Annotated in this window: 8 protein-coding genes; 6 read left to right on the top strand and 2 right to left on the bottom strand. The window is 46.5% G+C overall.

Going from position 1 to position 13,461, the window contains the following annotated elements; genetic code table 11:
• Nucleotides 1-310 precede the first annotated feature (310 nt).
• Both DYD21_RS03820 and DYD21_RS03815 read left to right on the top strand, forming a co-directional pair.
• Nucleotides 311-1,174, top strand: coding sequence for a hypothetical protein (locus DYD21_RS03820; RefSeq protein ID WP_116032659.1), 864 nt, complete (start codon nucleotides 311-313; stop codon nucleotides 1,172-1,174).
• A gap of 40 nt (nucleotides 1,175-1,214) precedes the next feature.
• Nucleotides 1,215-2,549: a metallophosphoesterase gene (locus DYD21_RS03815; protein ID WP_116032654.1), complete on the top strand. Its 1,335-nt coding sequence runs from the start codon at nucleotides 1,215-1,217 to the stop codon at nucleotides 2,547-2,549.
• A 60-nt stretch (nucleotides 2,550-2,609) separates the two neighbouring features.
• Here the strand turns inward: DYD21_RS03815 and mtgA are convergent, their stop codons facing one another.
• Together mtgA and DYD21_RS03805 are read right to left on the bottom strand one after the other, a co-directional pair.
• On the bottom strand, nucleotides 2,610-3,563 hold the full coding sequence (gene mtgA, locus DYD21_RS03810; protein WP_116032651.1) for a monofunctional biosynthetic peptidoglycan transglycosylase: 954 nt from the start codon (nucleotides 3,561-3,563) through the stop codon (nucleotides 2,610-2,612).
• Between the two features lie 299 nt (nucleotides 3,564-3,862).
• Nucleotides 3,863-5,920 (bottom strand): S9 family peptidase, encoded by a 2,058-nt coding sequence (locus tag DYD21_RS03805; protein WP_116032647.1) that lies wholly within the window; start codon nucleotides 5,918-5,920, stop codon nucleotides 3,863-3,865.
• Nucleotides 5,921-6,168: 248 nt separating this feature from the next.
• On the opposite strand from DYD21_RS03805, the gene DYD21_RS03800 reads away from it, so the two are divergent.
• The 4 genes from DYD21_RS03800 (at nucleotide 6,169) to DYD21_RS03780 (ending at nucleotide 13,444) form a co-directional block, all read left to right on the top strand.
• Nucleotides 6,169-7,632, top strand: coding sequence for an alkaline phosphatase (locus tag DYD21_RS03800; protein WP_116032644.1), 1,464 nt, complete (start codon nucleotides 6,169-6,171; stop codon nucleotides 7,630-7,632).
• Between the two features lie 373 nt (nucleotides 7,633-8,005).
• Nucleotides 8,006-8,611 (top strand): RNA polymerase sigma-70 factor, encoded by a 606-nt coding sequence (locus DYD21_RS03795; RefSeq protein ID WP_116032641.1) that lies wholly within the window; start codon nucleotides 8,006-8,008, stop codon nucleotides 8,609-8,611.
• A gap of 241 nt (nucleotides 8,612-8,852) precedes the next feature.
• A complete protein-coding gene (locus DYD21_RS03785) occupies nucleotides 8,853-9,950 on the top strand; it encodes a FecR family protein (protein ID WP_116032635.1) in 1,098 nt (365 codons plus the stop codon).
• A 5-nt stretch (nucleotides 9,951-9,955) separates the two neighbouring features.
• Entirely contained in the window at nucleotides 9,956-13,444 is a 3,489-nt protein-coding gene (locus tag DYD21_RS03780; RefSeq protein WP_116032631.1) for a SusC/RagA family TonB-linked outer membrane protein, read from the top strand.
• Nucleotides 13,445-13,461: the final 17 nt, after the last annotated feature.

Below are 13,461 nucleotides of genomic sequence, written 5' to 3'. Positions count from 1 at the left end.
GCATCGTTATTTTCCAAATTCTGATGAAAATCCCCCTCAATCTCGCCCTGATAATCGGGACTGAAAAAACGCCAGTTGGCGCGGGATAAAAGAGGAGCCCTTTTCTAAGGGGGGCTTTTTTTTAAATAATTTAAAAATCGAACTCAGGTTTATACGTGTTGAAATTATCGGAGAGACGATAAAAATCTACACCCAGCCCATCTACATTCAACAGCTGTGAAGCCGAACTATCATGCAGATAAAATTACGATTGAGTAATACTCTGTTAATCTGAAATCGGCATCATTTACGTGAATAACAGTAATTGAATATGCATAACAAAAATTATCACATAAAGCTGATTGAAGTTATCCGATGGATACTTTCAATCGCTATTTTGATCCATGCAGCTGGGCTGTTTGCCACTGTTTTTGAAATGCGGCAAACGCAATTTGGCAACTACCTTTTCATGGTTATGGGAATGCCGCATGGCGATGCGCTATTTTACGAGCGAATCACAGTTTCGGCTTTTCTTTTTTTGTGCCTGGTGAATCTGTTTCATACAAGGATGTACACACTCTTGCCAATTGCAGCCTACATTTTGTTTGAGGCATGGGCAGGTTACTATCAAGCCGCGTATCGATACAGCGAATTTACTCTATATGCACATGTCATGAGGTATATGACGCCGGTCGTACTTGTTGTTTTGTGTACCGTTCCTTTCCGAAAAATACTATCAGAAAAGGCGAGGCTTTTATCCGTTGAGTGGCTTTTGCGTATTTCGCTGGCTGTACTGTTCTTCATACACGGTTTGGAAGCCTGGCTTGGGCACCCGGTTTTTGCCGATCTGATTATCGGTTCCGCAAACAATCTTGCAGGTGTGCGAATAACGGAAAGTATGGCTGTTCAAATAATGAAAGGGATTGGAATCCTCGATTTAATAGTGGTTCTGGGCCTTTTATTCAAGCCATTGCAAGGGGTGCTTTTTTGGGCGCTGTTCTGGGGTGCACTAACGGCCTTTTCCAGGATTACAGCAATTGGAAGTACAGCCTACATCGAAGTGCTGCTGCGTGCATCCCATATTCTGGCTCCGTTTGCCTTGTGGGCCATTATGTATCAACCAGCGTGGATCGTTCAGGCTGTTCCAATTCAATCCCTTGTAAGCCGGGGCAAAAAACATCAACTCTCTACCTGATACGGGCAACTATAAACCTAATCAATATCACAAAAACAGTATGCAAAGAAATTATATTCGAATAGTTTTACTCACCGCAATGGCACTGCTGACAATCACTGTAATCGTGCTGCTGGCAAAGGGTTCGTCTGAGGAGATCCCGGAACATGTTATACAGCTTGAACCATCTTCTGAACCGATTCATATCAGGGTGCTGTTTGAGCAGAATCCGGCAACGGAAGCACAGGTATCATGGACTACAACCGCGGAAGGAGATAACCATATTCTCTATTTTGATACAGAGCCGAGAGGGGGAGAGGCATCGGCCTATCGTTTCAGCAGTGAGGATATTCACTCCGGAAAATATAGCCTGAGGCCGGAGGAAGAAGGAATGGATTCCTGGTACCATCACGCCTACATGAGTAATCTTGAACCGAACACTTCATATTACGTGATGGTGGAAACAGACGAATCAAAATCTGACGAATACTACTTTATCACCGCGCCGGATGATGACCGATCGGTGGCACTTCTGATGGGTGGAGATTCAAGAGTAGGTCATTCCCGGATAGAGGAGGATAATAATCGCCGAAAGATGAATGAACGCATGAAACAGCTGTTTGAAGAGCATCCGCATATACTTGCACTGGCCCATACAGCCGATTACACCAACCGGGCCTATTGGTCGGAACTTTACTGGTGGCTGAAAGATCACTATGAAACGACCACCGCATCAGATAACCGGCTGCTGCCCATCATTCCGTCGAGAGGTAATCACGATTTGGATGTAGGATTTGAGGAGAAATTTTACTGGCCCAATCGGGAAAACGATTTTTATTACGCGACTCAGATAAATTCTGAAACGGTTATGATTGTGCTGAATACGGAAATTAGTATTTCGGGTGATCAGAAGGACTGGCTGGAGCAAACTCTGAAAGAGGTAAGACCAAACAACCGGAATGTCGCGGTAATGTTTCACAAACCGTTATATCCAAGTGTAAGAGCTTATGACGGATCGGAAAGACGAAGAAGAGCATGGGGGCCTTTGCTTGAAGAGCACGGTGTAGATTTTGTGGCTGTAGGACATGATCACGCCCTCAAAAGAACAGTTCCGATTTTAAATGAAAAAGCAGATCCCAACGGTATCGTTTACATCGGTGATGGTGGTTTAGGCGTTTCAACCCGGGAAGTGGTGTCAGATCGCTGGTACCTGCAATCACCCGGAATGACAAAATCAGCATATAATGTTCATTTTGTTGAGTTTAATGAAGATCACATAGGAATTACCGCATTTGGCATGAATGGCGATGTGCTGGATGAATTCATGATTCCGGCAGATCGTGAGGAGCGAACGAGTTATTATGAATCAATTTTGCAGGCAGTCAGCAGCCGGTAAAAGAAGTTCATACGGTTAAACCGACTGATTCCGGTTTCAATTGCTTCTTCATAACCTGATTTAATACTCCTGCTGTTCAATCTGTAATGTATCAGAAGCTGCGGATGCTGGTGGTTGCAGTGAATCCACATCCGCAAATGGTTCCGGCTCTTCCAATGCGAAAATGAGGCTGTCGAGCCTGCTGATGTGGAACTCTTCTTCATTCCAATTGCTCTCAGGTGTTGAAAGTGAATCGGAAATCGGTTCATGCAAAGTGCCCAGCTCGTCCGGTTCCGGTGCGGGTGGCTGATAGTAGGCGATGCCGCTCAATTGGGTCATCTGGCGAAGAATCCAGCCGCTGCGTTCTTCTGCGTAAGGGGAGGGCGGATTGACTCGCATCCGCTTCGGGCTGGGCAGTACGGCAGCAAGACGGGTTGACATTTCAGGGTCGAGTGATGCGGCAGGAAGATCATAAAACACTTCAGCGGCTTTTCCGATGCCGAATACACCGGGGCCGAACTCCGCGATATTCAGATACACCTCCATGATGCGCTCTTTAGGCCAGAATAACTCAATCAATACGGTGAAACCAGCCTCAATTCCTTTTCGAAAAAACGATTGTGCCGGTGATAGAAACAGATTTTTTGCAACCTGCTGAGAGATCGTGCTTGCCCCCCGAACACGTTCGCCCTGCTGACGCTCATCCCACGCTTCCTGGATCGATTCAAGGTCAAATCCCCAGTGTTCATAAAAAAGCTGATCCTCCGAAGCGATCACCGCCCATTTCATATGTTCGGGTATGTCATCTGCAGGAACCCAGTAGTCGGTTAAGCTGTATCGCTCTGTCTCCAGTTCATCCCAGTTTTCCTGGTACGTAAAGCTTGTAACAGATGGATTGACCCAACGAAGTGCAAATACGGTGAGGATGATCAGCAGAATTATTCCTGCTGCAACAGATAGCGCTGAGACCAGGTAAACGCGCGGCCGTTTATAAAACGGTTTTTGTTGAGGTTGTACATTGTTTTCAGGTTCCATACTTCTATAACTCCCCAACGATCGATCTGTTTCAAATTATATTACGGGTTTTATGTCAGTGGGTAGGTGTTATTGAATCGTTATGACGGACCCCGATCCGGTATCTCCTAACTGTGTCAAAAATGGGAGATCCCGCATCAAGCGCGGGATGACGTCCTTTTTGGATAGACACCTACAGTTTTTCACGCGCATCCGCGGGTTGTTTGAGATTTTTTCCTGAGTTTATTATTGAAAACAGCTATAAAAAAACCCGGCTCAAAGGCCGGGTTTTTAAATCAAAAGCAAAAAAGAAGTAAACCCTATTCGCGTTCCGGAACCGGGGCATCCCAGTGGGGAATTTCCGCGGATGAATCCCCGGTCATCAGGTAGGTATCAAACCACTGCAGCATCCGGTGGGTGTAATCAAACCGGGAGGCGGCCCTGGTATTTCCGTGCCCTTCACCGGGATACCAGACAAGACGAAGCGGTACGTCGGGCTTCCGTACTTTAATGTGGCGATAAAGCTCAAGAGACTGCGCCGGGTGAACACGCGTATCTTCCGCACCGTGCATGATCAGGATTGGAGTTTCGGCACGATCCACCCAGTAAATCGGGCTTCGTTTCAGGTAATCCATCCATTTTTCGTCCGATTCCCACATTCGTTCACGGGAGTGTACCAGGTAGAGCTCTTCCGGTATGTCACTGGTTCCCCATTTACTCAAATTGTTGCTGATGCCCACAAACATTACCGATGCAGCGAAGCGATCGGAGTAGTAAGTGCTCATCCATGCAGAGGCGTATCCGCCGTAGGATCCGCCGGTTACACCGATACGGTCTGCATCTGCAATCCCCTGATCAATCAGGTAATCTACACCATCAACAATATCGTCGAACTCTTTTCCGGCAAGATCGGCCTGACTGCTAAAGGCGAATTCAATGCCCCGGCCTGTGCTTCCTCGATAATTCGGGTAGAAAACTCCGTATCCCTTGGCGGCGGCCATCTGCCCCGGAATTTGATATCCGGTGAGCCATCCGTTGCTGTAATGCGCTTCGGGTCCGCCATGAACCATCGTTATCACCGGAATTTGATCTCCATCATTGTATCCTACCGGGTAGATCATAATGCCATCGATATCAAACTCGCCATCACGTGCGGTGTAGGTGATCACTTCCTGACGACCCAATTCCACACCTTCAAGCCATTCATTGTGGTTGGTCATTTTTTCAGGCTGCGCATTGCGGCCGGATCCTCTCACGAATAGTTCAGCGGGATGCTGAGGGCTACTCGCTACAAAAGAGATCACTCCGTTGCCGGAACGGGAAAAAGAGTTGATGGCATGTTCATCAGAACGAAAGATCGTCTGCTTATTCGAACCGTTGGGCCGGATCGAACCGATAACGGACGATGTGCTTTCACTTGCCAGGAAGTGAATTTCGTTGTTTGATGTCCATTTGATCTGTTCATATTTACCTTCAAAATCTTCATCAATAATTCCGGGAGTTCCGCCATCGGCAGAAACAATGAGGATGCGGCCGTCAATAGGGTCGTTAATATTGGCAGCGGCACGGATGGCAATTCGCTGACCATTGGGGCTCCATTCTATCTGTCCCAGTTTCCCTTCGTTATTCACTTCTGCGGCAACTTCACGGCTTCTGTAGTCTACAATGTAGATGCTCTGAGCCATGAACGAATCATCCACGCCGGGAGTCGGGGCTGCCGAAAGGGCAATTTTACTACCGTCCGGGCTCCATTCCATGGAGTAAACGGTTCCTTCTACATCAATTTTATGCGGCTCGTGCCCTTCGCGCGATACATTGGTGATATATGCCGGGCGCTGGGTTTGATTCTCTTCATACACATCGGCCTGGTAAGGCAGCGGAGATTCGGTTTCTTCCGGGCTATAGAATGATGAGAAAACAATATGGTTTCCATCATTATGCCATTTGTAGTCTGATATATTCCGCTCAAATTCGAATATTTTAGTCGCTTCGCCACCGTCCAGCGGAAGCTCATAGAGGGAGCGAGTGGCATCTCCGGATCGGCTGGTCAGAAACGTCACGCTATTGCTGCCGGGGCGGAACTGCAGGCTGCCAATGCCGGAGACAGAGTAGTAGGGTTTCGAATCACCGGATTCCACATTCAAAACGTGCAGCTCGGTGCGGTTGCCGGCATTCTCCTCGTATGGATCAGCCGGAATACTTACGGTATAGGCAACATAATTTCCATCATCAGAAATCAGAGAGCTGGTCACATTTTGAGTTTTTGCAACGTGTTCGGGTGTTACGCCTTGTGCAAAAACCATTGGAATGGCAATCATTAACAGCAGAATTGCCGAAAAGGCCGTCTTTAGAAAAGGTCGCATTCTTTTATCCATCATAAAGAAAGGTTTGATTAATATGGGTTTAAGGCGATCTGATTGGTTCACGTCTTGATAATCAGACCGGTAACATAAAGATAATTAGCGTTTTTGAAGAAGAGTTCATTCTTTTCAGTCTTGAAAATACTCTTTTGGCGCTTATTTTTGTAATGAAACTTAAATGGGCGCCTGCAGGATACAATTCTCAACATATAGTTTGTATCTTGGCCTGTCAAAAAGCATAAACTGTGATATAACCTCCCGAAATTATGAGTAAAAACAACTTCTCCCGACGCGATTTCCTGAAAACCGGAGCCCTCTCAACCCTCGCACTTGGTGGAGGAATGGCCGGGCGCGCTTCTGCAGCCGATAAAAAAATCAAAAGCCAATATGGTGATGCCAAAAATGTAATTTTTCTGGTGGTTGATGGGATGAGTGCGGGAACTCTTGCAATTGCTGACCTCGTGAAACAGGATCAGTATGGCGAAAAGACAAACTGGGTGAAGTTGTATGAATCGGACCGGGAGTACCACCGCGGGTTGATGGATATGGCATCGCTGAATTCAACCGTCACAGGGTCTGCATCGGCAGCGTCATCATGGGGATCAGGACACAGAATTAACAACGGAGCGGTAAACTGGGGGCCGAATGATGAGCAATACAAAACAATTTGCGAAATATTTCGTGATGCCGGGAAGGGGACAGGCCTTGTAACTACAACACGTATCACCCACGCCACACCATCCGGGTTTGGGATAAACATGCCTCAGCGGGGAATGGAAGATGAAATTGCAAAACAGTACTCCGAGCGGGATTACGATGTACTGATGGGCGGAGGTGACCGGCACTTCCGGGCAGACCGGCGTTCCGACGGCGAAGATCTTTACTCCGCGTTTGAAAGCAACGGATACACGGTTGTGAAAACAAAACCGGAACTGAACCGGGCCACAAGAAACAGTAAGCTGCTGGGAATTTTTTACGACTCCCATCTGCCCTATACGGTCGATCATAAAACACTGCCTGAACTGCAGGAAAATGTTCCTACACTGGCTGAAATGTCGAAAGCGGCGCTTGAGCGTCTGGATCAAAACGAAAATGGATTTATTTTGCAGATCGAAGGCGGCCGGGTGGATCACGCTGCGCACGGAAACTGCCCATCTGGACTCGTGTACGATCAGATCGCTTTTGATGATGCCATCAAAGAAGTGATGGATTTCACCGACGGACGCGATGATACGCTTGTGATTATTACAACGGATCACGGAAATGCGAATCCCGGCCTGAGCGGACTGGGGAGCGCCTATGGTGATTCACCCAGCATGATGGCTACTCTGTACGATTACAAGCACAGTTTTGAGTGGATGTACGGTGAACTTGGTTTTCACTGGTCGGATGATTCGCTCGAAGGTGTAACGGTGAAAAAAATTCAGGATCTGTTTGAGTATGCCACTAATACCCAGATTACAAATGAAGAGGCGATTATGGTGAAGCGGGCTTTTCAGGGACAATTCAGGTCGCCATTCAGAAATCGTCAGTCACCGGCCGGGGTGATGTCGGGTGTTCTTGCTAATTACAACGGTATCAATTTTATCAGCACCAGCCACACGGCGGACTATGTGGAAATTGCCGCCTGGGGCCCGGGCAGTGACCGCATCCCAACCTTTGTGCGCAACACCGCTCTGTTTGATCTGATGGTGGATATGACGGATGTTAGAGCGTATGCGGAGGGGTGAGTTAATCAGCGCAGCTCATCAAATGCTTCTTGAACGGACCGGCGTAAAAAACCGGTCCGTTTCTGTTTCTGCCCTGAACTATTTCGATTCCTCTTTTCCCGGATCGTATTTGACACTTCACAATTCAAGAGGTAAGTAATTGTTTAGCATATATTTATGTATTCGGTATTTGAGGGTGGTTTGATGTCAAACTGATTTAATCAATCAATTTGAAGAAATACCTATTCTTTTTGGAAATTTATTTGTAAGCTACTCCAGGTTAAAAAAGCGCTTTTAATTTGCGCGATCACAACTCAGACTTCTCATTTTGCTCAGCACATCCAATCGCTGCAGAATTTCGAAGAAGTGAAATGAATCATATAACCAGTCAGGAATGGCATTAGAGCAAAAACTCAATAGCATTGGGGGTGTGGGTCTTTCTTTGGGGAAGGATGAACGAGCCATTCGTGACAACCAATGGGTTGAAGGTGTAAACAAAGGAGAACGTAAAGCATTTGAGGAAATCTACAGGTGCTACTATCCTCAGCTGGGGCCTTTTTTATTGCGTTATGTAAATTCTGAAAAGGTTGCTGAAGATATTATTCACAACGTATTTTATAAAGTGTGGGAAAATCGCGAGCGGCTTCGGGCTGATGGAACCTTAAAAGCATATCTCTTTAAAGCCGTGCAGAATCAGGCGTTTAAATACCTGGCGAAAAATAAAGGTGAAAATACGGTTGAACTTTCTGATAAAACCACCCAGTCAGATACTGACAACAATCCCGAAATAATTCTGGAGTTAAAAGAGTTCAAAGAAGCCTACAGGTACGCATTAAAAAAACTACCGGAAAAGCGCCGAAATATCTTTTTAATGCACCGTGAAGATCACCTCACCTACAGGGAAATCTCCGAAGTACTGAATATCTCTATCAAAACTGTAGAGACTCAAATCAGCCGTTCCATGAAGTTTTTAATTGATCAGTTATCGCGATTTAGGTAAAGTTATTTTTGTGCCAGGCATTTCGGCCTGTTCCTTTCTCCTTCCACTGTGCAGTTAATAAACATCTCTGATTTCGGATAAAAACTCCTCTGAAACTCTCCAAGACGTAATTTTTGAAGAATTCTGCATTCATGGTTTGATGGAATTCAAAAAAATAAAAAAAGTTTGTCAGGGTAAAACCATCATTTCGGGTATTAAGAGTACGCAGGCAAAAATCATGTTGATGATTAAACGAAACTGAATGGATTACAGCAAAATCAATCTTCAAATTATTATCCGTTACCTGAACGGAACCTGTTCTATGGATGAAGAAATTCAGCTTAGGGAGTGGATGCAGGAAGATTCTGAAAATGAAGAGTTTCTGCTTTTTGTAAAGAAAATTTGGGATACATCAACCGAGAAGAAAAAATTTCAGGATGTTGATTCGGCCTGGCTGAGGTTTAATAATCAGTTCGATTTGGACGATAAGCAAACCGGTGCAGGTATTAAGGAAGCAGCATCCGGAAATTATAACCGATCGCAACATAAATCGGTTTCTATGCATTGGTTAAGCTGGAGTGCAGTGGCAGCGGCTGTAACTTTAATCGTGTTTATGTCGATAAAGTTTGCCGATATCGATCTTTCGTCTGATGTAACGGAGATTGCTGAAGAAATTGAGTACAGGGAAGTGAAAACGGATAAAGGGCAGCGAACCCGTCTGCGATTGAGCGATGGGAGTACGATTCACCTGAATGCCGGAAGCCGTCTTCTCGTGCCGGAAACATTTGGTTCAAATGAACGCCGCGAAGTTACATTGGAAGGTGAGGCCTATTTTGAAGTGACACACGACCCGACCCGACAGTTTGTGGTGACCACAGAATGGGCGGTTACAAAAGTTTTAGGTACAAAATTTAACGTTAACACCTATTCCGAAGGAGATCGGGTATTGGTGGCGGTGGCTGATGGAGCCGTTTCTCTTGAAAGCGCAGGTGACGACATGGTTTCTGGTAAAACGATCAATAAAAGCCAGATTGGAACGGTTTCGCAGGATGGTATAACGCACGTAGCGGAGTTGACTGATCTGTCTCAATTTATTGGATGGACAAACGGCGAGCTGGTTTTTAAACAGGATTCACTGGCTGCGGTAATCCAGAAACTGGAAAGGTGGTACGGAATTGATATCGAACTGGAAATAAAACCGGAAGAAAATTCAGGCAAAAGATTGACGGCTACATTCACGGACAGGCAGCGATTGGGTGAGGTTTTAGAGTCGATCTCTCTTGTGCTTGATTTTGAATATAAGCACCACTCCTACCTGGCAAACACGTTTACATTTTACAATAATCAACACGAAAGGTGAAATACATGAAGTTAGATACAGAATCGATCATACATCAGCGTTTCAGGCTGTTTCTGCTATCTTTATCTGCTGTTTTTGTTTTGTCAATAATGGCTCACGAAGAGGTATCAGGTCAGGATTACGCATATAATTCTGGCACGGGAAGTAATTTTGTACCGATCAGCTGGTACAACCACCCGGGGACCCAATCGGTTTACAAAGAAAAGATTGATCTGCAGCTTCGCAGCGCAACCTATCAGCAGGCTTTGAATCGGATTGCAACAGAAGGGAAAATCAGATTATCATACGATTCAGGAGATCTTCCGGAAGGACGGCTCACCATGGTAATGAAAGATGTAACCATTATCGATGCGTTTAGAGAGCTTGTAAACGGCACGGGACTGGAAGCGCTTGCTTCACCGGGCGGTCAGGTGGTTGTAAAGCGAACAAATGCTCCATTGACCATACCAAAAGAAGATCAGTCTGAAGAGGTGACCGGAGTAGTTTACGACGGGCAGACCGGTTCAACTCTTCCGGGTGTTAATATTTTAGTTAGAGGCACCACAATTGGAACGAGCACGAATGTAGATGGCGAATTTAGCCTGAACGTGCCGTCGTTGTCAGATACACTTGTTGCCTCCTATATCGGGTATCAGGAACTGATAGTACCGATAAGCGGCCGATCTCAGATTGACCTTACCTTAACGCCAATGGCGCTTGTAGGAGATGAAATTGTAGTGGTTGGATATGGAAATCTGAGGCGTCAGGATGTTACAGGGTCAATCTCGTCCGTGCGATCAGACGACCTTGATAAAAGTATAACCAGTTCCTTTGATAGTGCTCTGCAGGGACGGGCTGCCGGCGTAATGGTGATGACCAACTCCGGTCAGCCTGGCGGCGGTGTTTCCGTGAGAATCAGGGGTACAAACAGTTTAACTGGTGATGCAGAACCACTTTATGTGATTGACGGAATCCCGGTATCAGCGCAAACCGGTGACGGAACCAACGCGCTTGCCACATTGAATCCAAATGATATTGAATCGATTGATATTCTGAAGGATGCATCTGCGGCCGCGATTTATGGTGCACGTGCTGCAAACGGTGTTGTTTTAGTTACCACAAAGCGGGGAACTGCCGGGGAAACTCATGTTGATTACAATGCGTACGTAGGGTTTCAGCAGCTTCCTGGCCGGATTGATGTGATGAATCTGCCTGAATATGCAGAGTATCGCAATCGTCAGGCTGAACTTGTTGGATTTGGCGAACGGGCAGAATTCCAGGATCCTTCGATTCTCGGTGATGGCACCAACTGGCAGGATGAGCTTTTCCAGACGGCACCGATGCAAAATCATACACTTGCGATCAGCGGCGGTGACGTGAATACCAGGTACCGGTTATCAGCAGGATATTTTGGACAAGACGGTATCGCCACCGGTTCCAATTTCAACCGGTACTCTGCCAGGCTGAACCTGGATAACAACCCGACCAGATGGCTGCAGGTGGGAACGAGCCTTAACCTTAGCCGGGCCGATGAGCGACTGACTGTTTCAGAGGCAGATCTTGTAAACCTGGCCATTCGCCAGTCCCCCGATATTCCCGTGCGATCACCGGACGGTAGCTGGGGAGGCCCTACACAATCAGAATTTACACTGGAAAACCCCGTTGCGATGGCGCAAATCGTGGATGATACCCGCCACCGCCGTGAGGTTCTTGGAAACATCTATGCAGACATAAATTTCCTGGATAATCTGTCACTCCGTAGTGAGCTGAATGTATCGTACAATTTCACAAACCGTAATCAGTTTACGCCTACATACGAATTTAATGCCCGTACGAATGAACTGAACGAATCCTCAAGAAGCAGGAGTAATTCTGAATACTGGCAATCAAAGACGTATATGACTTACGTTCAGCCGTTTGGTGAACAGCTCTCTATGAATGCGGTTCTGGGTCATGAAATTGAAGTGTTTGAGTTTGAAGGGTTAAGCGGATCAAGGCAAAACTTTCCCGGAAACAATATCCAGGAACTTGCAGCAGGAGATGCCGCCACTGCAGGCAACAACAGCTGGGCCGGCTCAAATTCCATGCAGTCGCTATTCAGCCGCGTGAATTTGAATTACGGCGATCGATATATGCTCACCGGTACAATCAGGGCAGACGCCTCTTCGCGATTTGGCTCTGAAAACCGCTGGGGGTATTTCCCTTCTTTTGCAGCAGCATGGAGAATTGCGAATGAACCGTTCTTTAATATCGACCTGGTTAATGAACTGCGTTTAAGAGGAGGATATGGTTTTGTAGGGAATCAAAATATCGGGAATTACCTGTTCGGTTCTGCACTGAACGTTACAGCCACACGATGGGGAAGCGGTGTACGTCCCGCAAATATCGCAAACCCTGCGCTTCGGTGGGAATCTACAGAATCGATCAATCTGGGGCTTGATGTAACCATTCTGAATGACAGAATTAGCCTGACGACGGATGTCTATCAAAAATGGACCAACGATCTGTTGCTCAGACAGCCGCTGCCGCTCTATGCCGGAACATCCGGAACGGGGGCTATCGGTGCGCCAACGGTAAATATCGGGTCGCTTGAGAACAGGGGAATTGAAATTGCCCTCAACACGGTAAATGTGAACCGAAACCTACGGTGGGAGTCCACATTTATCTATTCGATGAACCGAAACAAGGTGACCGAGATGGACCAATCGACGAGCTTCATCGAGCGTCAGATTAACTTCTTTGATCCGGTTTCGCGAACAATTGTGGGTCAGCCGGTTGGGCAGTTCTACGGTTATGTGGTGGATGGTGTGTTTGAAGATGCCGAAGATATTCAGAATCACGCACAGCAAAATAATAACGTTCACCCCACCCAGGGTGTTTGGGCCGGAGATCTGAAATTCAGAGACCTGAACGGAGACGGCATCATTGATGAGCAGGATCGAACGGTAATCGGAGATCCAAACCCGGATTTTCAGTTTGGTATTACCAACAACTTCTATTTCAGGAATTTCGACCTGTCCGTGTTTATCAACGGCAGTTACGGGAATGACATCTTCAACCAGGTGAAACGGCAGAATGAAGATCCTTCCAGTAATTTCGGGCTTCTGGCATCTGTTAATGAACATGCCAGAATTGAACTGATTGATCCTGCAGGCTCACCAAACGATATTACAAACGTTCGGGTCACAAATCCCGGAACAACTGTTCCGCGGATCACCTCATCTGATCCAAACAATAATCAGCGAATCTCCGACAGATTTGTAGAGGATGGAAGCTATATGAGATTGAAAAACCTCACGGTAGGGTACACGCTGCCGGTCGGTCTGCTTAGCAGATATAATATGAGAACCGTGAGGCTCTATTTCAGCGGAGAAAACCTCTTCACGATCACCGGGTATTCAGGGTATGATCCTGAAGTTGGATCACAGATCCAGGATCCGCTCCTCATCGGGGTTGATAACGGGCGATACCCTTCCCAGCGGATCTTTACATTCGGTATTAACATCGGGCTGTAATAAAGAATAACTGATAA

Source organism: Rhodohalobacter sp. SW132 (genome assembly GCF_003390325.1).
Taxonomy (GTDB): Bacteria; Bacteroidota; Rhodothermia; order Balneolales; family Balneolaceae; genus SW132.
The sequence above is the reverse complement of the archived record's forward strand: the minus strand, read 5'-3'. Positions and strand labels throughout refer to the sequence as shown.